This window comes from Streptomyces sp. NPDC047081, assembly GCF_040643775.1.
Lineage (GTDB): Bacteria > Actinomycetota > Actinomycetes > Streptomycetales > Streptomycetaceae > Streptomyces.
The window spans coordinates 88889-108634 of the sequence record NZ_JBEYUY010000005.1; the positions used below are offsets into that span (position 1 = coordinate 88889).

General features: G+C 72.6%; 16 protein-coding genes. 11 read left to right on the forward strand and 5 right to left on the reverse strand.

Features of this window, described 5'->3' with window-relative positions; genetic code table 11:
- Positions 1 to 293 precede the first annotated feature (293 nt).
- The 3 genes from tuf (at position 294) to ABZ848_RS11190 (ending at position 2938) form a co-directional block, all read left to right on the forward strand.
- Positions 294 to 1463: an elongation factor Tu gene (tuf, locus tag ABZ848_RS11180; protein ID WP_360828884.1), complete on the forward strand. Its 1170-nt coding sequence runs from the start codon at positions 294 to 296 to the stop codon at positions 1461 to 1463.
- A gap of 93 nt (positions 1464 to 1556) precedes the next feature.
- Positions 1557 to 2402 (forward strand): fused MFS/spermidine synthase, encoded by an 846-nt coding sequence (locus ABZ848_RS11185; RefSeq protein WP_360828887.1) that lies wholly within the window; start codon positions 1557 to 1559, stop codon positions 2400 to 2402.
- Between the two features lie 98 nt (positions 2403 to 2500).
- Positions 2501 to 2938 (forward strand): DUF4442 domain-containing protein, encoded by a 438-nt coding sequence (locus tag ABZ848_RS11190; protein ID WP_360829828.1) that lies wholly within the window; start codon positions 2501 to 2503, stop codon positions 2936 to 2938.
- 72 nt (positions 2939 to 3010) lie between these two features.
- Here the strand turns inward: ABZ848_RS11190 and galU are convergent, their stop codons facing one another.
- Entirely contained in the window at positions 3011 to 3952 is a 942-nt protein-coding gene (gene galU, locus ABZ848_RS11195) for a UTP--glucose-1-phosphate uridylyltransferase GalU (protein WP_360828890.1), read from the reverse strand.
- A gap of 380 nt (positions 3953 to 4332) precedes the next feature.
- Here galU and ABZ848_RS11200 point away from each other — a divergent pair, with 380 nt between their 5' ends.
- From ABZ848_RS11200 to ABZ848_RS11215, 4 genes are all read left to right on the forward strand, one after another.
- Complete coding sequence (locus ABZ848_RS11200) at positions 4333 to 6114, forward strand: RICIN domain-containing protein (RefSeq protein WP_360828893.1); 1782 nt, start codon at positions 4333 to 4335, stop codon at positions 6112 to 6114.
- Positions 6115 to 6373: 259 nt separating this feature from the next.
- Positions 6374 to 8839 (forward strand): glycoside hydrolase family 3 N-terminal domain-containing protein, encoded by a 2466-nt coding sequence (locus tag ABZ848_RS11205; protein ID WP_360828895.1) that lies wholly within the window; start codon positions 6374 to 6376, stop codon positions 8837 to 8839.
- The gene (locus ABZ848_RS11210) at positions 8836 to 10395 is read left to right on the forward strand and encodes a carboxylesterase family protein (RefSeq protein WP_360828898.1); all 1560 of its coding nucleotides are present in this window, start codon (positions 8836 to 8838) and stop codon (positions 10393 to 10395) included. The genes ABZ848_RS11205 and ABZ848_RS11210 overlap by 4 nt, the downstream gene beginning before the upstream one ends.
- Positions 10396 to 10480: 85 nt before the next feature.
- Entirely contained in the window at positions 10481 to 11131 is a 651-nt protein-coding gene (locus tag ABZ848_RS11215) for a DedA family protein (protein ID WP_360828901.1), read from the forward strand.
- 17 nt (positions 11132 to 11148) lie between these two features.
- Here ABZ848_RS11215 and ABZ848_RS11220 read toward each other — a convergent pair whose 3' ends face one another.
- Positions 11149 to 11679 (reverse strand): gamma carbonic anhydrase family protein, encoded by a 531-nt coding sequence (locus ABZ848_RS11220; protein ID WP_360828904.1) that lies wholly within the window; start codon positions 11677 to 11679, stop codon positions 11149 to 11151.
- A gap of 158 nt (positions 11680 to 11837) precedes the next feature.
- Between ABZ848_RS11220 and ABZ848_RS11225 the strand changes: the two genes are divergently transcribed.
- On the forward strand, positions 11838 to 12680 hold the full coding sequence (locus ABZ848_RS11225; protein ID WP_360828907.1) for a YhjD/YihY/BrkB family envelope integrity protein: 843 nt from the start codon (positions 11838 to 11840) through the stop codon (positions 12678 to 12680).
- Positions 12681 to 12842: 162 nt separating this feature from the next.
- On the opposite strand, the gene ABZ848_RS11230 is transcribed toward ABZ848_RS11225, so the two are convergent.
- Positions 12843 to 14246 carry a DUF2252 domain-containing protein gene (locus ABZ848_RS11230; protein WP_360828910.1) on the reverse strand — a complete coding sequence of 468 codons (1404 nt, stop codon included), beginning with the start codon at positions 14244 to 14246 and terminating at the stop codon, positions 12843 to 12845.
- A 168-nt stretch (positions 14247 to 14414) separates the two neighbouring features.
- On the opposite strand from ABZ848_RS11230, the gene ABZ848_RS11235 reads away from it, so the two are divergent.
- Positions 14415 to 15752 (forward strand): diacylglycerol kinase family protein, encoded by a 1338-nt coding sequence (locus tag ABZ848_RS11235; protein ID WP_360828912.1) that lies wholly within the window; start codon positions 14415 to 14417, stop codon positions 15750 to 15752.
- Here ABZ848_RS11235 and ABZ848_RS11240 read toward each other — a convergent pair.
- Complete coding sequence (locus ABZ848_RS11240) at positions 15734 to 16195, reverse strand: hypothetical protein (protein WP_360828915.1); 462 nt, start codon at positions 16193 to 16195, stop codon at positions 15734 to 15736. The two genes, ABZ848_RS11235 and ABZ848_RS11240, sit on opposite strands and share 19 nt — an antisense overlap.
- Positions 16196 to 16295: 100 nt before the next feature.
- Here ABZ848_RS11240 and ABZ848_RS11245 point away from each other — a divergent pair, with 100 nt between their 5' ends.
- A complete protein-coding gene (locus ABZ848_RS11245) occupies positions 16296 to 16634 on the forward strand; it encodes a hypothetical protein (RefSeq protein WP_360828918.1) in 339 nt (112 codons plus the stop codon).
- Between the two features lie 117 nt (positions 16635 to 16751).
- Positions 16752 to 17228, forward strand: a complete 477-nt coding sequence (locus tag ABZ848_RS11250; protein WP_360828920.1) for a helix-turn-helix transcriptional regulator — start codon at positions 16752 to 16754, stop codon at positions 17226 to 17228.
- Between the two features lie 25 nt (positions 17229 to 17253).
- Here ABZ848_RS11250 and ABZ848_RS11255 read toward each other — a convergent pair whose 3' ends face one another.
- On the reverse strand, positions 17254 to 19668 hold the full coding sequence (locus tag ABZ848_RS11255) for a LuxR C-terminal-related transcriptional regulator (RefSeq protein ID WP_360828924.1): 2415 nt from the start codon (positions 19666 to 19668) through the stop codon (positions 17254 to 17256).
- Positions 19669 to 19746 lie beyond the last annotated feature (78 nt).

Here is a 19746-nt window from a genome sequence, read left to right on the forward strand (position 1 = left end):
GAAGAACCCCGTACACCGAAGAACTCCCGACCACGGAAGAACTCCCGTACCCCCGAAAATGATTCGACGCCGGGCAAGGCGTCGGCAATGATCGGCCTCATGTTCCGGCACGCCTTCGCCCTCGCAGCATCCGCAGTCGCGGATGCGCCGAAGGCTGCCGTCCCGATCCTCCTGGCCGCTGTCGACGGCGCCCGAAGCTGACCCTCTCCGGATTGTCCGGCGGACCCCGCAAGGGGAGGGTCGGCGAGTCCTTGGGGTCCCCATCACCACTTACGAGGCTTCGAGGTACAGCCATGCCCAAGACGGCATACGTGCGGACCAAACCGCATCTGAACATCGGCACGATGGGTCACGTCGACCACGGCAAGACCACCCTGACCGCCGCCATCACCAAGGTCCTGGCCGAGCGCGGCAGCGGCACGTACGTGCCCTTCGACCGCATCGACCGTGCCCCGGAGGAGGCCCTCCGCGGCATCACCATCAACATCGCGCACGTCGAGTACGAGACCGACACCCGGCACTACGCCCACGTGGACATGCCGGGCCACGCCGACTACGTCAAGAACATGGTCACCGGAGCCGCGCAGCTCGACGGGGCGATCCTCGTCGTCTCCGCGCTCGACGGGATCATGCCGCAGACCGCCGAACACGTCCTGCTCGCCCGCCAGGTGGGCGTGGACCACGTCGTGGTGGCGCTGAACAAGGCCGACTCGGCCGACGAGGAGCTGGTCGAGCTCGTCGAGCTGGAGGTCCGCGAGCTGCTCACCGCGCAGGGTTACGGCGGCGACGCCGTGCCCGTCGTACGGGTCTCGGGGCTGAAGGCCCTGGAGGGCGACCCGCGCTGGACGGCGTCGATCGAGGCGCTGCTCGACGCGGTGGACACGTATGTGCCCATGCCGGAGCGGTACTTGGACGCGCCGTTCCTGCTGCCCGTCGAGAACGTGCTCACCATCACGGGCCGGGGGACCGTGGTGACGGGTGCGGTCGAGCGGGGCACGGTCCGGGTGGGCGACCGGGTCGAAGTGCTCGGCGCCGGGGTCGACACCGTCGTCACCGGTCTTGAGACCTTCGGCAAGCCGATGGACGAGGCGCAGGCCGGGGACAACGTGGCGCTGCTGCTGCGGGGCGTCCCGCGGGACGCGGTGCGGCGGGGCCATGTGGTCGCCGCGCCGGGGAGTGTGGTGCCCGGTCGGCGGTTCTCGGCTCAGGTGTACGTGCTGTCCGCCCGCGAGGGTGGTCGTACGACGCCGGTCGCCACCGGGTACCGGCCGCAGTTCTACATCCGGACCGCGGACGTGGTGGGGGACGTCGACCTCGGGGAGGTCGCCGTCGCCCGGCCCGGGGACACGGTGAGCATGACCGTGGAGCTGGGGCGGGACGTGCCTCTGGAGGCCGGGCTGGGGTTCGCCATCCGTGAGGGTGGGCGGACGGTCGGGGCCGGGACCGTGACCTCCGTGGAGTGAGGCTGGTGTGCGTGGGGGACTGCGGGGCCGTTGTGGCTGGTCGCGCAGTGCCCCGCGCCCCTTCTCGGCATCACCTGGCCGCACAATGGGGAGGTGACCGAGCCGATTCCCGTCAGCAGGACCACCGACTTCGGCGTTGCCAAGCTCATGCCCGACGTCGATCGGGAGCGGGCCTGGCTGCTCACCGTCGACGGGGCCCCGCAGTCGTACGTCGATCTCGACGAGCCGGACTACCTGGAGTTCGAGTACGCGCGGCGGCTGGGGCATGTGCTGGACGTGCTCGGTGAACCGGGGCAGCCGCTGGACGTGTTGCATCTCGGCGGTGGTGCGCTCACGCTGCCCCGGTATCTCACCGTGACGCGGCCGGGCTCCCGGCAGGACGTCGTCGAGGCCGACCGGGTGCTGCTGGAGCTGGTCGTCGAGCAGCTGCCGCTGCCGGACGGCGCCGACATCTCGTTGCATCCCGCCGACGCCCGCGCCTGGCTGGAAGCCGCCCCCGGCGACTCGGCGGACGTGATCGTCGCCGACGTCTTCGGCGGCTCGCGTGTCCCCGCCCACCTCACCTCCCTCGCCTACGCCCGCGAGGCCGGCCGGGTGCTGCGCGAGAACGGCGTCTACCTCGCCAACCTCGCCGACTCCGCCCCCTTCGGCTTCCTCCGCTCCCAACTCGCGACGTTCGCCGAGGAGTTCGAGGAGCTGGTCCTGATCGCCGAGCCCGCCGTCCTGCGCGGCCGGCGCTTCGGCAACGCCGTGCTCGTCGCCTCGCACCACCCCGTCGACACCGCCACCCTGGCCCGCCTCACCGCGGCCGACGCCTTCCCGGCCCGCGTCGAACACGGCGCGGGGCTGCGGGAGTTCATCGGCTCGGCCCGGCCGGTGGCGGACGAGGACGCCGTACCGTCGCCCGAGCCTCCGGACGGGGCCTTCGGCATCGGCTGAGCCCTGGGTGCGTCGCTCGTCACAAGGATCTGGCCGCGCAAGGATCTGGCCACCTGATGATACTCGTGAGTAACATGCGCTTCATGAGCGCAGACCAGATGTCGATCGGCGAGATGCTCGCCGCGACGGTGCCGATGGCCCGGACGCTGAACCTCGAGTTCCTTGAGACCACGGCGGAGAAGGCCGTGGTGGCACTGCCGGACCAGAGCGAGTACCACAACCACGTGGGCGGGCCGCACGCCGGTGCGCTGTTCACGCTGGGGGAGACCGCCAGCGGCACCATCGTGCTGGCCGCGTTCGGGGACCAGCTCGCGCGGGCCGTGCCGCTCGCCGTGCGCGCCGAGATCGCGTACAGGAAGCTGGCCATGGGGGCCGTCACGGCGACGGCGACCCTGGGCCGCCCGGTCGCCGAGGTCGTCGCGGAGCTGGACGCCGGTGAGCGCCCCGAGTTCCCGGTGTCGATCGAGGTCCGGCGCGGGGACGGCGCCGTCGCCTGCGAGATGACCGTGGTGTGGACGCTGCGGCCCAACGGCTGAGCGGGGTACGAGCGGAGGGCCCGGGGCGTACGTCCGCTCCGGGCCCTCGGCGTTGTCGGCAGACGCCGTGTCTCAGGCCGCCAGGCGCCCGCGTTCCGCGCCGCCGCCCTCCAGTCCGGACACGAACTCCTTGAGCCAGGCCACGAATTCGGGGCCCAGGTCGTCCCGGTCGCAGGCCAGGCGGACCACCGTGCGCAGGTAGTCCGCCTTGTCGCCGGTGTCGTAGCGCAGTCCGTCGAAGACGACCCCGTGGACCGTGCCGCCCGCGGCCAGTTCCTGGAGCGCGTCGGTCAGCTGGATCTCGCCGCCCCGGCCGGGCTTCGTGCGCTCCAGGGTGTCGAAGACGGCCGGGTCGAGGACGTAGCGGCCGATGACGGCGTAGTGGCTGGGCGCGTCCTGGAGGGACGGCTTCTCGACCAGGCCGGTGACCCGGACCACGTCGTCCTCGCCGGTCGCCTCCACCGCCGCGCAGCCGTAGAGGTGGACCTGCTCCGGCGGAACCTCCATCAGCGCGATCACGCTGCCCTCGTGCCGGTCGCGGACGTCGAGCATCCGGCTGAGCAGGGTCTCGCGCGGGTCGATCAGGTCGTCGCCGAGCAGGACCGCGAAGGGCTGGTCGCCGACATGGCGGCGGGCGCACAGCACCGCGTGGCCGAGGCCGAGCGGCTCGCCCTGGCGGATGTGGTGGATGTTGGCCAGCCGGGCCGGATCGCGCACCGCGTCCAGCCGTACGGCGTCGCCCTTGGCGGCGAGTGCCTGCTCCAGCTCGAAGGCGTTGTCGAAGTGGTCCTCGATGGCGCGCTTGTGCCGGCCGGTGACCATGAGGACGTCGTCCAGACCGGCCGCGGCGGCCTCCTCGACGACGTACTGGATGGCCGGCTTGTCGACGACCGGCAGCATCTCCTTGGGCGTGGCCTTGGTCGCCGGCAGGAAACGTGTGCCGAGTCCGGCCGCCGGGACGACGGCCTTTCGGACGGTGCGGGCGGGGGTGCTCGAAGAGTGGGGGGCGCTCATGCGGGCCATGCTGGCCCACGGGAATGAGAGCTTCCCGGGAGAAAGTTCAGAGAACGCTGTGGGTCGGCGGCGGAAGTGTGACGGGGGCTCAGAAGTTGGAGATTTCGTGTGCCAACCGCCTTTGGGCGTCCACAAGTTGACGCGCAGGAGCCGGCGATTTCGAATGCGGGTACGGATACTCGCGGTAACTTATCTGAACTTTCCCGTTTTTGAACTTGGGTCACTCGAACTCCTTGTTTGCTGTGAGTCAATTGTGCGAAAGTGAGCGGCCCTATGGCGCTCCTGGACCCGACGCGCATAGGTATGCACCAATCAGGCACCTGCTTTCCGATGGACGCGCGTATTCCGCTTACCGTCCTGCGGTGGAAGGAATTGGTTCAGTGCAATCCCCATACCCCCCACGTCCGCCCTACCCGCCGCGTCCCGGATCGGGGCCGGCCGAGTCCGACCGCAACCTCGTCGCGCAACTGGACCAGGGGGCCGCGAGTGCCCGGGCCGGCGCATTGCTGCTGGCCCGGCACTGGCGCGCGACCTACGACTACGCCGCGATCTGTCTGGCCGCCCCGGAACACTCGGCGTCCATGGCGGCGGCCGCCGCATTCCACCGGGTGCTCGGGAAGCCGTCCGGCGGAGCCCTGCGGCCACAGCTTCTGACCGCCGTACGGGACACCGTCAAGGAGTGGGCCGCCGACGACCGTATTTCTCTCGTCCTGCCGGAACTCCGCAAACCGACCGGCGGCCGCGGACTGCGGGCGGCACGCTCCGTGACGCCCGAAAGGCGATTGCTCGCCGAGCGTGCATTCCGGGCCCTCCCGGGGGCCTCGCAATGCCTGTTGTGGCACACCGAGGTCGAGGCCGAACCCATAACCGTACCGGCCGGTCTGTTGGGGGTGGACGCGCCCACCGCGACGGCCGCCCTCGACCAGGCGCGGGAGCAATTCCGGGCCGGCTGCGTGCGCGCCCACGGGGAACTCGCGCCGGGCAAGGAATGCCGCTTCTACAACCGTCTCCTCGACGTCCCGATACGCCGGGGCGGTGCCCTGCTCCCGGATGTCCAGCAGCATCTGGCCGAGTGCCGCTACTGCCGGCACGCGGCCGAGCAGCTGAGCCATTTCGAGGGTGGCCTGGACGTGCTCCTCGCCGAGACCGTCCTCGGCTGGGGCGCCCGGCGCTACCTCGACTCCCGCCCCGGGCGCGGCGGCGAGCGGGCCCCGGCGCCGGGGCGCGGACTCCTGCGGCCCGCGGGAGGCGGACGCCACCGCCCCGTCGCCCCGCGAAGAAGCACCAAGGCCGTCGTGGTCGGCGTCGGTCTCACTTCCCTCGCGCTGCTCGCCACCGTGCTTGTCACCAAGGGCTGGACCGACGACAACGGTGTCCCGGACCCGCACGCCACCTGGGGAGCGCAGAGCGGCAGCTCCATCGACCCGGGGCGTTCCGCGACCGGGGCCTCGGCCGGATCGCCCTCGGCCGCGTCCGCGGGGCAGCCGATCGAGGTCGGCCGCGGCAGGCTCCGCAACCCGAGCGCCGGGCTCTGCCTCGACATCGACGGCGGCCGGGCCCGCAGCGGCGCCGCGGCCGTCCTGGCGGCGTGCTCGGCCGCCGGGTCCCAGCAGTGGTCGTACCAGGACGACGGTCTGCTGCGCAGCGGGGCGGACCCCGCTCTCTGCCTGGACTCCGACGCCGAGGACGGCTCGGTGACCCTGGCCGGTTGTGTCGTACACGCGGGGGAGGTGCGCTACGACCTCACCGTGCGCGGCGAGTTGCTGCTGCGCGGGGGCAAGGGATCGCTGGTCGCGCCCGGCAAGGGGGACGCCGTCGGCGTCGCCCACCGGGACGGGGCGGCCCGGCAGCGCTGGGTGCTCGAAACCGGCACCGACAACCAGGGGATCGCGCCCCAGCAGGGAGGAACGGCGGGCGCGCAGCCGCCGCCCGTGCGGCCGGACCCGCCCGGTGCGACCCCGCGCCCGCCCGTCGGCCCGCCTCCGACGCCGGCGCCTCAGAGCGAAGAGCGCGAGCAGTACGGGAAGAAGTACGCCCGGGTCAGCAGCGAGACCGGACCCGCCGGTCCGCCGGTTCCGCTCGACGACCTGCGTCCGCTCCCCACCGACGTACTCGACACGGTCTCGTCCCTCGCGGCCCCGCTCGGGTCCGCCCTCGGCTGACACGCCGCACAACAGCCGGGGCCACCCCACCCAGGGGTGGCCCCGGTTTCGCTTCTTGTCGGCATTCGGGTGTTTCTTGTTCGGATCATTGACACGAGTCACCTCCGGTCATAGTTTTCCCGCCGCGCCGCTGGTGTCCGACGGGGTGTCAATTCGGTTCTGACGCATAGTGCGTTCAGATGCCGAACACAGACCGGGGCCGCCGCGCGGCGCCTGCGGTTCACATCGTCGTGCCCGCACACCGAAGGAGTGACGGCCCATGACCGACACTGTCTCGAGGAGATCCGCACTGCGACTGCTGGGCGGCGCGATCGCCGTCGCCGCGGCGGCCACCGGCGGTCTCACCACTCCCGCCCACGCGCAGACCAGACCCGACGCGGGGGCCGGCCCCCGCGTCGAAGGCCTCATCGGCAAGCTCACCCTCGACGAGAAGATCTCCCTCCTGCACGGTGCCACCGACCCCGCCTCCCTCGGTCAGGCGGGCTACGTCCCCGGAGTCGCGCGTCTCGGCATCCCGCCGCTCCGCCTCGCCGACGGCCCGGCCGGCGTCCGCGTCACCCGGCACGCGACCGCCCTGCCCGCCCCCGTCCTGCTGGCCTCCGCCTTCGACCCGGACCTGGCCCGCCGCTACGGACAGGTCATCGGCCGCGAGGGCCGCGCCCTCGGCCAGGACGTGCTGCTCTCCCCGATGGTCAACCTCATCCGCACCCCGTACGCGGGCCGCAACTTCGAGACCTTCAGCGAGGACCCGCTCCTCGCGTCGGACATGGTCGCCGCCGAGATCCGCGGCATCCAGGGCGAGCACCTCATCGCCACCGTCAAGCACTACGCGATGAACAACCAGGAGAAGGACCGCATGTCGATCGACGTGCGGGTCGACGAGCAGACCATGCACGAGCTGGAGCTGCGCGGCTTCGAGGCGGCCGTCGACGCCGGCACCGGCGCCGTCATGGGCGCCTACAACAAGGTCAACGGCACCTTCGCCTGCGAGAACAAGACCCTGCTCGGCGACATCCTGCGCGACCGGTGGGGCTTCGAGGGCTGGGTGATGACCGACTGGTTCGCCGCCCACAGCACCGTCGCCGCCATCACCGCGGGCCTCGACATGGAGATGCCCGACGGCACCTATTTCGGTACGGCGCTCAGGACGGCCGTGCAGAACGGCGGCGTCCCCGAGCGCTATGTCGACCGTGCCGTACGCCGGATCCTCGCCGTCATGGACCGCTTCGGTCTGCTCGACGGCAGCGTGCCGCCCCGCCCCGACCGTGACGCACCGGCCGGAGCGGCCGTCGCCCTGGAGGTCGCCAAGGCGGGCGCCACCCTCCTGCGCAACGAACACCGCACCCTCCCGCTGGCCCCCGGCGGCAGCGTCGCGGTGATCGGCCCGACCGGCAGCCAGCCCTTCGTCAGCGGCGGCGGCAGCGCGCACGTCGTCCCCGACCACGCCGACAGCCCGCTGGACGCCATCAAGTCCCGCGCGGGAAAGGTGACTTACGCCCTCGGCGAGGACCTGTTCGGCAAGGCGATCCCCGCCTCCGCGCTGAGCCCAGCCTTCGACAGCGAGGGCCAGCAGGTCGGCGTCGGCAAGATCTGGACGTACGACGGGACGCTCACCGTCCCCGAGGACGACGAGTGGACCTTCGTCCTGCACTTCTCCTCCGCGCCCACGGCCCGCCCCAAGGTCCTCCTCGACGGCACCGAACTGTTCCCGCAGGCCGCCGGATACGGCGAGTACTTCTCGGGCGGACTGGTCTCTGCCGCCCCCGACGGCCTCTCGGTGCGCCGCAAGACCCTGAGCGTCACCCAGGGCAGCCACAGCCTGAAGATCACCGCGCAGGGCGGGGCCTCCGGCCTGCTCTTCCGGCTGCGGCGGATCACCGGCACGACCCGCGCCCAGGACGTGGCCGAGGCCGTCGGTGCCGCCCGCGCCGCCCGGGACGTGGTGCTGTTCGCCTACGAGGACGCCACCGAGGGCCTCGACCGCACCACCATCGCCCTCCCCGGACACCAGGCCCAGCTGATCGAGGCGGTCACCGCGGCCAACCCGCGCACCACGGTCGTCCTCAACACCTCGTCCTCGACCTCGATGCCGTGGCTCGGCCAGACCGGCGCCGTGCTCCAGATGTACTACCCGGGCCAGGAGGGCGCGGCCGCCACTACCGCCGTGCTGTACGGCGAGTGCGACCCCGGCGGCCGCCTCACCCAGTCCTTCCCGGTCGACGACGACCACCATTCCGTCGCCGGCGACCCCCGCCGCTACCCGGGCGTGGACGGCACCGAGGAGTACTCCGAGGGCATCCACGCCGGCTACCGCTGGTACGACGCGGAAGGCGTGCGGCCCCTGTTCCCCTTCGGGCACGGACTGTCGTACACCTCCTTCTCCTACGACGATCTGCGCGCGCACCGGAGCCGGCGCGGCCTCGTGGTGTCGTTCTCCGTGCGCAACACCGGGCGGCGGGACGGGATCGCGGTGCCGCAGGTGTATGTCGGGCGCTCGCCCGATCTCCGACTCGACCAGGCGGTACGGGTGTTGGGCGGATTCCGGCGGATCTCGCTGCGCGCGGCGGAGCGGCGTCGTGTCGAAGTCGAAGTCTCCGCACGCACATTGTCCTCATGGGACCCGAAGCGTCACGATTGGGTGCTCGGGACCGGCCGGCGCACCGTGTGGGCCGGCGCGTCCTCGCGTGATCTGCGGCTGCGGACGACCGTGGAGGTGGGCAAGTGATACGACGTGTCGCCATCGCCATGACCGCGCTCGCCGCGGCGCTCCTCGCTCCGGCTCCCCTTGCCCAGGCATCGGCGTCGGGCGCCGGTCCGGTCGTGCGCACCGACGCGGGCTCGGTGCGCGGCGAAACCACCGCCGAGGGGCGGCAGTTCCTCGGCATCCCGTACGCCGAACCGCCGGTCGGGAAGCTCCGCTGGCGCGATCCGCGGCCGGTCCGGCCCTGGCAAGGAGTGCGCTCGGCACGGGACTTCGGCAACAAGTGTGTGCAGACGGAGAGTTGGGACCCGGGCTACGGGCAGCCGTCGTACACCGAGGACTGTCTCGATCTCAACGTGTACGTGCCCGAGGGGTCCCAGCGGCGTGCTGTGCTCGTCTGGTTCCACGGGGGCGGGCTGACCGCCGGGGCCGGACAGGACGTCGTGCCCGACGTCTTCGCCCGGCAGACCGGGACGGTCGTCGTGACCGTCAACTACCGCCTGGGCGCGATGGGTTTCCTCGCCGCGGCCGGGCTCGACGGCGAGGCGCACGACGGGGTCTCCGGGAACTTCGGCATGCTCGACCAGCAGGCCGCGTTGCGCTGGGTGCGCGCCAACATCGGCCGCTTCGGCGGCGATCCGGGCCGCGTCACCATCGCAGGCGAGTCGGCGGGCGGCCGGTCGGTCTGCACCCAGCTGGCCTCGCCGACGGCGAAGGGGCTGTTCCGTTCGGCGATCATCGAGAGCGGTGCCTACGACGACTGCGGCGCGCGCACGCACGAGGACGCGGTGGCTCAGGGCGCCGCCTTCGCCCAGAAGCTGGGCTGCTCGGACATGGCCTGTCTGCGCGGCAAATCGGCCCGCGAAATCCTCGAAGCGCAGGGGGACTTCGACTGGGGGCCGGTGACCGGCGGCGCCTTCCTGCCGGTGCAGCCCGAGCAGGCCATCGCCCGGGGGACCGCGTCCCGGGTGCCGGTGATCAACGGCTCGAACAAGGACGAGGGCCGGCTGTTCGCCTTCTCCTCCTTCGATCTGAACGGCACACCTCTCACGGCCGAGCAGTACCCCGAGGTCATGCGGAACGACTTCGGCGAGCAGGCCCTGGAGCGCTACCCGCTCTCGGCGTACCCGACGCCGACGATCGCCTACGCGACCGCACTCGGCGACACGCTGTTCAGCTGCTCGGCGCTGCGGCTCGACGGACTGCTCGCCGCGCGCGGTCCCGTCTACTCGTACGAGTTCGCGGACCGCACCTCCCCGCCCTTCGCCTCCCTGCGCAATCTGCACACCGACTTCGACTTCGGTGCGACGCACGTGAACGAGATCCAGTACCTCTTCAAGCACTTCGGACTGGAGTCACCGTTCAACGCGGAGCAGAAGGTGCTGGCGGGGCAGATGGTGCAGTACTGGGGATCCTTCGTGCGGGACGGGGTGCCGCGGGCCGCGGGGCAGCCCGCGATGCCGGGGACTGTCGGCACGGTGCTCTCCCTGAAGACCGCGTCCAAGGGCGGGAACACCCTCAGCACCACCCTGCACCAGGAGCACCGGTGCGACCTGTGGGACGCCGCCACGGCGGGGTGACCCGGTAGGCTTCCCGGCGTGCGCCCCCGTGCGGCGCACGCCGGGAACACCGGAACCGAAGGTCGCGAAACGGGAGGAACCGGCGTTGCACGTCCAGGAGTGGCTCGACACCGTGCCCGCGGCAGCCGTCTACGCCGTGGTGGGGCTGGTCATCGGTCTGGAGAGCCTGGGCATCCCGCTGCCGGGCGAGATCATCCTGGTCTCCGCCGCCCTGATGTCCTCCCAGCACTCCGGGATCAACCCGGTCGTGCTCGGCGCGTGCGCGACCGTGGGCGCCGTCGTCGGCGACTCCATCGGCTACGCGATCGGCCGCAAGGGCGGACGTCCGCTGCTGGCCTGGCTGGGCAGGAAGTTCCCGCGGCACTTCAGCGAGGGACACGTCGCCACGGCGGAGAAGTCCTTCGAGAAGTGGGGCATGTGGGCGGTCTTCTTCGGCCGCTTCGTCGCCCTGCTGCGCATCTTCGCCGGCCCGCTCGCGGGCGTGCTGCACATGCCGTACTGGAAGTTCCTGATCGCCAACGTCCTCGGCGGCATCTGCTGGGCGGGCGGTACGACGGCCGTCATCTACTACGTCGGTGTCGTCGCCGAGGACTGGCTGAAGCGGTTCTCGTACCTCGGGCTGGTGGTGGCCCTGCTGATCGGGCTCACCTCGATGCTGGTCCTGAGGCGCAGGGCGAAGAAGGCCACGGCCCGCAAGGAAGCGGCCGAGACGGAGCCCGTCCCGGCCGTCGACTGAGGGCTGAGAGCTGAGGGCTACTTCTCGTACAGCTCGTCGTGCGACTTCGCGAGCTCCGCGTAGAACGTGCCGTTCAGGGTCACGCCCTGGCGCTCCTCCTCGGTCAGCTCGCGCCGCACCTTCGCCGGTACGCCGGCCACCAGTGAACCCGGCGGGACCTGCATTCCCTGCGGCACCAGGGCCTGCGCCGCGATCAGTGAGCCCTCGCCGATCACCGCGCCGTTGAGGACCGTGGCGCCCATGCCGATCAGGCAGTCGTCGCCGACCGTCGCACCGTGCACCACCGCGTTGTGGCCCACCGACACCCGCTCGCCGATGCTCACCGGGAAACCGGGGTCGGCGTGCAGGGTGCAGTTGTCCTGGATGTTCGCCCGGGCGCCCACGGAGATGCGTTCGACATCGCCGCGCAGCACCGCGCCGTACCAGACGCTCGCCCCCGCCGCGAGCGTCACATCGCCGATCACCGAGGCCGTGGGGGCCACGAAGGCTTCCGCGTCGATCTTCGGTTCCCTGCCGCCGATGCCCGTGATCAGCGCCTTGTGCGTCATCGACCTCTCCTCGTCGTCGGTTCAGGACGCACGGTAGGCGATGAACGGCCGCGGCGGCTCGGCGGGGCGGTGCGTCACCCACTGCGGGCGAAGCACGCTCACGTCGGCCTGGGCGAGGGTGGCGGATCGACAGGCTTCCGCGGTCCGAGGAGGCGGTCATGGCGCTTGGTCTCGCCAAATCCCCGGCCATCGGCAAATCGCTGGCCGTTGGCAGGTCCCTGGCCGTCGGCATCGGGCGTCAACTGGTGAGCGTGGGGTTCCTGGACATGGCGACCCGGCTGGCGGCCCAGGCCTTCCTCACCGCGCTGCCCCTGCTCTTCGCGATCGCGTCCTTCTCCCCGGCCGCCGTCCGGGACGAACTGCGGCGGACGGTACGGCTGCTGCTCGGCGCCTCCGGCCCGGTCCTCGCCCAGGTCGACGAGGTGTACGCGGGCGGCGACCAGGCGCGGGAGACCTGGGGCGCGGTCGGGGTGCTGGTCGCGCTGGTGTCCGCCACCGCGTTCAGCCGGGCGCTGCAGCGGCTGTGCGAGCGGGCCTGGCATCTGCCGCGGTCCGGGCTGCGCAGTGTGGTGTGGCGGTGGGGCGCCTGGCTGGTGGTGTGGGTCGCGGCCCTGCTGTTCCAGGGCGTGGTGCGCGACGGATTCGGCGCGGGGCCGGTCCTCGGGCTGCCGCTCCAGCTGGTCGGCGCGTGTCTGCTGTGGTGGTGGACGCAGCATCTGCTGCTGGTCGGGCGGGTGGGCTGGCTGCCGCTGCTGCCCGGCGCGCTGCTCACCGGCGTCGGGGTGGTCGCCTTCTCGGCCGTCTCCGGGCTGTGGCTGCCGCGCTCACTGCGGCTGAGCGTCGAACGGTACGGCCCGCTCGGCTCCGTCTTCACCCTGCTGTCCTGGCTGATCCTCTTCTTCGCGACGGTCGTCGTCGGCATCGCCGTGGGATACGTCGTCGCCCACGTGGACGCGGTCGCGCGGCGGCTCGGGGTGGCTGCCCCGCGGCCCTCGGGCTGAGGCGGTGGTGACCTGGCCGTGTGGTTGAGGGTGGCGGTGACCTGGTCGTCTGGTTGAGGGCGGTGGTGACCTGGTCGTCTGGCTGAGGCGGGGGTGACCGGGCGGTCTGGCCGAGGTGGCGGCGACCCGGGCCGTTTGGCCGAGGCGGCGACGACCCGGCGGTCAGGCTGAGACCGCCGTCACCCGGCCGTCCCGTACCGCCTCCGTCAGCGCCCGGTGGTCCTTCTCGTTGCGGTCGGCGTACAGCTCGGCGAAGGTCGCTATCGCTCGGTCGAAGGCGTCGGAGTCGCCCAGATAGGCCGCGATCGCGATGCGGTCGCCGGAGCGGGCGTGGGCCCGGGCCAGCGTCGCCCCGCACAGGCGGCCGAACAGCCGCATCACGTCCGGGGACATGGTGTCGGCCTGCGGTATCGCCTTCCAGTCGCGCAGCTGGCGGACGTAGAAGTCGCGCTGCCGGCCGTCCAGGCCCTCGACCCGTTCCCAGCCGAGGAACATGTCGCTGGTCGCCTGCATGAGCCGCTGTCCGGCGACGACCCGCTCGCCCTGGTTGGCGTGGCTGCTCGGCGCCGTGAACTCCGCGAGCACGGACTCGCCGGCCTCCTTCGCCTGCAGCAGCAGCGGATCCTGGTCGTCGCGGCCGAGCAGCAGGATGATCCAGCACCTGGTGCCCACACTGCCCACGCCGACCACCTTTCGGGCCATGTCCACCACCCGGTACTGACCCAGCAGCGCCTGCCGGTCGGACGGCAGGGTGTGGCCGTAGCGGTCGATCAACTCGCGCAGCTGCCCCTCCAGTTGCTCCCGCTCCACCCCGGGCATCAGTTCGCCCAGCGGCACCACCAGCGGCGGGTCGGCGGCGATACGCCGCTCGCCCTTGACCACATGGGTCAGCTTCTCGAACGCGTGCAGATGGTCCCGGGTGCGCGCCTTGGTGAGCGCCCGGCTCACCCGGCGCTGCTCACGGTGGCCCAACTGCTCGGACAGCGTGGTGAACAGATCGTCCGCCTCGATCCGGGAGTACCACACCTCCAGGTTGCGCTGCCCGGCGAACTCGTCCATCGACTCCCGGTAGGAGCGCACCGTGTCCCGGACCACGTGCGCCCGCTCCCGGTCCCCGAAGCCGTTGGCGCGGCCCGCGATCACCAGCGAGGCGGCCAGGCGTTTGACGTCCCACTCCCACGGCCCCGGTAGCGTCTCGTCGAAGTCGTTCACGTCGAACATCAGATGCCGCTCGGGGGAGGCGAGCAGCCGGAAGTTCAGCATGTGGGCGTCCCCGCACAGCTGGGCGGTGATCCCGCTCGCGGGCGTTCCGGCGAGGTCGGCGGCCATGACCCCGGCCGCGCCCCGGTAGAACCGGAACGGCGACTCGGTCATCCGGCCGTAGCGGATCGGCACCAGGTCCTGGAGCCGGTTCGCGGACTGCCGCTCGACCTGGTCGACCGGATCGGTCCGGTCGGCGGCGGGCGCGAACTCCGCGTGCCGGTCGAGCGGGACGCGCGTACGGGCCTCCCGGCCGCGGTCCGCCCGTTCCTGCGGGGTGAAATGGGTGTGCCTGGTTCCGGTCATGGCGGACCCCCTTCGTCACGTTACGACTGTCGAGCCGAACGGCGTCCGCGCCGTCACCCGGGCCGTGTGATGCACGCCCCGGGTGCGCCCGGGTGCGCGGTGTCACCGGCTCACGGATCGCCTGCCGGGGGTGATGTGCCTCCCCTGGGCGGCACCGAAGGTGACGCCATGGAATCCACGACATCGCGACAGCGGTGGCTGGCCCGGGCCTCGCTGGCGTCCGCCACCGCGTCCGTGCTGGTCCTGGCCGTCTTCGCGGGCCTGCGCACCATCGCCCTGGTGGGAGTGGGACTCGCCGGCACCGCGATCACCGTGGCGGCCGTGTGGTGGGCGCTGACCCGGCGGCGCCTGGTACGGGCGCTCGCAGTGCTGCTGGCCGTGGCCGCGCCCGTGTGGGTCCTGGTGACGTACACCGGCGCCCACCTGACCTGGGTCGTGATCGTGGCCGCCGCGCTGTGGCTGCTCGCCATCGGCGCGGGCCGGCGCGCCCTCGTCCCCGTCGAGCGGCCCCTCGCCATGCCGGAGCGGCCGGCGCCGCCGGTCCGCCACCCCGTCCTGATCATGAACCCGCGGTCGGGCGGCGGAAAGGTGGAGCGGTTCCGGCTCCGCGAGAAGGCCGCGGAGCTGGGCGCCCAGGTACTGCTGCTGGAGGGCCCGGGCCCGACCGACGTGGCCGAACTCGCCCGCAAGGCCGCCGCGGAGGGCGCCGACCTGCTCGGGGTCGCCGGCGGGGACGGCACCCAGGCGCTGGTCGCCGAGGTCGCCGCCGCGCTGGACCTGCCCTTCCTCGTCGTCCCGGCCGGCACCCGCAACCACTTCGCCCTCGACCTGGGCCTGGACCGCGAGGACCCGTCGCGGGCCCTGGACGCCCTGCGCGACGGCGTCGAACTCCGCGTCGACCTCGGTCTCGCCGGTGGCCGCACCTTCGTCAACAACGTCTCCTTCGGCGCCTACGCCGAGGTGGTGCAGAGCCCGGCCTACCGCGACGGCAAGACCCGCACCACCCTCGACCTGCTGCCCGACCTGCTGGTGGGCCACAAGGGCGCCCGGCTGACCGCCCGCGCCGGGGAGACCACGTTCACCGGGCCGCAGGCCCTGCTGGTCAGCAACAACCCCTACGGCACCGGCGACATCGCGGGCCTCGGCCGCCGGGCCCGGCTGGACAGCGGCGAACTGGGCGCCGTCGGCGTCGACGTGACCAGCGCCGCGCAGGCCGCCGGTCTGCTGCGCGGCGGCCGTGCCGCCGGGCTGACCACGGCGACGGCGACGACGGTCGTGGTCGACGCGGACCGGCCGTCGATCCCGGCGGGCGTCGACGGCGAGGCCCTGACGCTGCCCGTGCCCGTGCGCTGCGAGATACGGCCGCGCGCACTGCGGGTACTCGTGCCCCGCCACCGCCCGGGACTGCGCCCGGCGCGGCCCCCGCTCGACTGGCGCAGGCTCTCCCGGCTGGGCCTGCTGACGACCGGCCGCGGGAGCCGGAACTCCTACATCGGCGCGCCGTAGGCCTTGTGGGCCTGCGCCCGGCCGTAGGTGGCCAACGACCAGATGACCAGCACGTCGAGGCCGATGATGATCACCGCCCACACCGGGTAGTACGGCGTGAAGAAGAAGTTCTCCAGCGCGCTGAGCGCGGCCACGACGATGCCGACGACCCGGGCCCACGTCTTGCCGCTGAACAGGCTGAAGGCCGCGGCCAGGATGACGATCCCGGAGGCCAGCTGGAGCCATCCCCACGCGTTCACGTCGTAGTCGTACGGATAGTCCCGGATCCGCTTGTAGAAGTCGTCGTCGATGATCGCGGCCATGCCGACGACCGCGTGGTACAGGCCGACCAGGAACAACATGCACACGGCGAACACCACCCCGCCGAGCATCAGCGGCGTGATCCGCGGCTCCGGTGCGGGGCGGCCGTACTGGGACTGCCCTGCCGATGTCTGCTCCGCCATGTCGGGCACCTCCTCCTCGGGAGACCAGGAGCATCCTGCGGGCGGCACACCGGGGGTTCACCCGCGATGGATGACTCCGGGCGGGCCCGGGACCCGGAGAATGACGGGCAGCCCCCAGGCCGCGGCAGCGGAGGTGACCCCCATGGGTACGGCGGAGGAACGCCCGGGACCTGAGCGGGGCGAGGCGCGCACCGTCGGTGAGGAGTTCGAGATCCGGATCAAGGGCAGGGTCGGTGAGGCCTTCCGGACGGCCTTCGCCGAACTGACGGTCACGGTCAACCCGCCGGAGACCATCCTGCACGGCGCCGGGCTCGACCAGGCGGCCCTGTACGGGATCCTGGACCGGATCCAGGCCCTCGGACTCGAACTGGTCGAGGTACGCCGGTTGCCGGGTGGGCATGGCGGTGCGGCTGACCCCGGTTCCGGTCGGCGGACGTAGACACTCTTCAGGCATATTTTCCGGTCCCGTGACCAAAATGCCGCAAGGCCCCTTCCGGCCCGGGCGTCCGGCAAGCACCGTTGGTATGTACCGCCGACCTCGAAGGAGGTGAGGGACATGCCTACGGTGCTGGGCAGCGAGCGGAGGGAAACGGCCCTCCGGCCGGCGGACGCCCGGCGGGTGTCCGTGCTGCACGGGCGGTTGCGTGCCCTCGGGGAGGACGAACCCGGGGCGGACACCGTGGTGGCGACCTGTCTGGTGTGGGTCGCCGACACGCTCGTGGACATCGCGGCCGCCGTGGGCGACCCGCGCAGCGCGGGCGTGCTGGTGGACGAGGCGTCGGCCGTGCTGGCCGCGGTGCCTCGGGACGGTCGGGGCCTCCAGGACCCCGTGGTACCGGCCGAAACCCTGACGGAACGTGAGCACACCGTCCTGGTGCGGCTCCAGGAGGACGTGCCGCTCCGGCAGATCGGAACAGATCTCTTCATCTCGCACAACACGGTGAAGAGCCATGCGCGCGCGGTCTACCGCAAACTCGGTGTCTCCTCGCGCACCGAGGCGCTGCACCGGGCGAGGCAACTGCGGCTCCTGTGACCCCGGGAGCCGGTCAGGGGGAGCCTCAGAGCAGTTCCAGTTCGCGGGCTCGCCGTACCGCGGCCGACCGCCGCGTCACGGCGAGCTTGCGATAGACGCTCTTGAGGTGTGTCTTGACGGTGTTGACCGACAGATACAGCTCCGCGGCTATCTCCTCCGTCGTCATCATCTGCGCCAGCCGCCGCAGTACGTCCTGTTCCCGGGCGCTGAGCGCGTCGACGGGCGGCGGCTCCGCCTCCCGCCGGTGCTCCGGTACGGCCGTACGGTCGTCGAGCCTCGGGAGGCGCTGAGTGTGGGCGCGGATCGCGCCGACCGAGGCCGCGCACGCCTGCCGCACCGGGCGGCGCAGCCCGTCGGCCAGCCACTCGGCGGTGTCGGGGATGGCCTCCACGGTCCCGGGCGGCGGCGGAGCGCCGCTCTCCATCGCGCTGACGAGCTGGGCCACGAGCGAGCCGATCCCGGCGACGAACGGATCCGGCGTGGTGCGCAACGCGGCGTGCGCCCGGGCGAGTTCGCTGCGCGCCCGGCCCGACTCCAGCCTGGCCAAGCCGACCCAGGCCCGTACGACGTGCAGCGCCGCCCGGGACGGGTCCTCCGGCATACCGGCCGGCAGCGGCGGCCGCTGGGCGTGCCCGGCGAGTTCGTCCGCCGCCCGGAAGCGCCCGCGCACCACCTCGAGCAGCGCCAGCTCGGCGAGGCAGTCGCGGCGCAGCGCCTCGTTGTCGGCGGCGCCCGCGGCCTTCAGACCGGCGGTCAGGGAGGCCTCGGCCGCCTTGAGGCCGCCCTCCCGCAGCTCCGCGCGCCCCCGGATGGACAGGGCCAGCGCCTTCAGCTCGGGCCGGTCCGCGAGCAGGGTGCGCGGCACACGGACGAACAGCCCCTCGATGTCGGCCGCCGCGGCCCGCGCCGCCGGCGGATCGCAGCACCGGTCCTTGGCCATACGGACCACCGCGTGGGACAGCCGGCAGCGCGCCACCCGGTCGGACTCCTCCCGGGGCAGCTGGGTCAGCAGTCGGTCGGCGAGCTCCAGGGCCTGGACGCAGGCCGGCTGCTCACCGCGCCGCAGGGCGGCCGCCGCGGCGACGAGCGCGGTCTCCGGATCGAGCGACTGCCTGGGCAGGTCCCGCAGATCGGCGGGCGTCAGCCGGACCAGTTCCTTCGGCAGCCGGGCGTCGGTCAGGGCCAGGACCTGTCCGATGGCCAGCTGATGGACGATCAGCCGGCTGGCCTGGCACCAGTCGCCCGCGGTCAGCGCGTGCCGTACCGCCTCGGCGAGCAGCCCGTGCTCGGCCAGCCAGGAGGCCGCGCGGCCGTGCAGACCGGGCACCAGGCCGGGCGCCTCGTGCCGCAGCCGTACACGCAGCACGTCGGCGAACATCCGGTGGCAGCGGTACCAGCCGTTGCCGACGTACTGGAGGAAGGAGTTGTGCCCGACGAGCGCGGCGAAGTGCGCCCCGGCCTCCTGGCCCGCGAGCTCGGTGGCCAGCTCGGCGTTGAGATGCTCCAGGACACTGGTGGACAGCAGCAGACTGCGCATGGCCGGGCTCTGTCCGTCCAGCACCTCCTCGACCAGGTAGCTGACCACCGCCTCGTCGTCGCCCGCGAACTGCGCGACGAACTTCTCCGGATGCGGGTGCCGCTGCATCGACATGGCGGCGAGGCGCAGCCCGGCCGCCCATCCGTCGGCCCGGTCGCGCAGGGTGCTCACCACCTGGCGGGGCACCTCGACGCCGTGCTGGGCGAGCAGCGCGGCCGTCTCCCGGTCGTCGAAGGCCAGGTCGGCGGTGCGCAGTTCGGTGAGTTCACCGGCCAGCCGGTAGCGGTGCAGATGCAGCGGCGGGTCCCGGCGCGAGACCACGACAAGCCGCAGCGCGGGTGCCGCGTGCCGGAGCAGGGCGGCCGCACCCAGGGCGACCGGCGAACCGGTCTCCGGCTGGAAGTCGTCCAGCACGAGTACGACGGGGTCCGCGCGGCCCGCGAGCGCGGCGGCGAGGGAGGCGACCAGCAGGGGCCAGTCCTCCAGCGAGGTCACCGAGGCGAGAGTGTCGGCCCCGGCTCCGGTTGCGGGGTCGACGGTCGCGAGGCGGGGCATCCCCGACAGGTCGGGCAGGTCGACGCCCGCCTCGCGCAGGGCCGCCGGCACCCGGGACCAGAAGACGTCCGGCTGCTCCTCCGAGCCGTCGCACGTGACCCAGGCGACCGGGCCGGGCGCGCCCCTGGTGTGCGCCCACTCCACGGCTACCGCCGACTTCCCGGCCCCGACCGGGCCGACCACCACCGTCAACGGCCCCAGCACGCCTCGGGAGAGACGGTCCGTCAGCCGGGGCCGGGGGACCAGCCACGAGGGCAGGGGAGGCACCCCGACCCGGGCCGGGAGAGCGGCCGACGGAGCGGGGGCGCCCGTCCCGGGCGGCCGCTGCCGCTTCCTCCACTCGTCCATCGCCGGCTCCTCGCTCTCGGGGCTGGCTGGTGCACGTCAGACGAGTGTGGTCCCACCCGCTCGGGGCGCCCACGAGGA

Coding starts and splice junctions, on each gene's coding strand:
- tuf (WP_360828884.1), top strand. CDS start 294: ATGCCCAAGACGGCATACGTGCGGACCAAACCGCATCTGAACATCGGC.
- ABZ848_RS11190 (WP_360829828.1), top strand. CDS start 2,501: ATGTCGATCGGCGAGATGCTCGCCGCGACGGTGCCGATGGCCCGGACG.
- galU (WP_360828890.1), bottom strand. CDS start 3,952: ATGAGCGCCCCCCACTCTTCGAGCACCCCCGCCCGCACCGTCCGAAAG.
- ABZ848_RS11205 (WP_360828895.1), top strand. CDS start 6,374: ATGACCGACACTGTCTCGAGGAGATCCGCACTGCGACTGCTGGGCGGC.
- ABZ848_RS11220 (WP_360828904.1), bottom strand. CDS start 11,679: ATGACGCACAAGGCGCTGATCACGGGCATCGGCGGCAGGGAACCGAAG.
- ABZ848_RS11225 (WP_360828907.1), top strand. CDS start 11,838: ATGGCGCTTGGTCTCGCCAAATCCCCGGCCATCGGCAAATCGCTGGCC.
- ABZ848_RS11230 (WP_360828910.1), bottom strand. CDS start 14,246: ATGACCGGAACCAGGCACACCCATTTCACCCCGCAGGAACGGGCGGAC.
- ABZ848_RS11235 (WP_360828912.1), top strand. CDS start 14,415: ATGGAATCCACGACATCGCGACAGCGGTGGCTGGCCCGGGCCTCGCTG.
- ABZ848_RS11240 (WP_360828915.1), bottom strand. CDS start 16,195: ATGGCGGAGCAGACATCGGCAGGGCAGTCCCAGTACGGCCGCCCCGCA.
- ABZ848_RS11245 (WP_360828918.1), top strand. CDS start 16,296: ATGACGGGCAGCCCCCAGGCCGCGGCAGCGGAGGTGACCCCCATGGGT.
- ABZ848_RS11250 (WP_360828920.1), top strand. CDS start 16,752: ATGCCTACGGTGCTGGGCAGCGAGCGGAGGGAAACGGCCCTCCGGCCG.
- ABZ848_RS11255 (WP_360828924.1), bottom strand. CDS start 19,668: ATGGACGAGTGGAGGAAGCGGCAGCGGCCGCCCGGGACGGGCGCCCCC.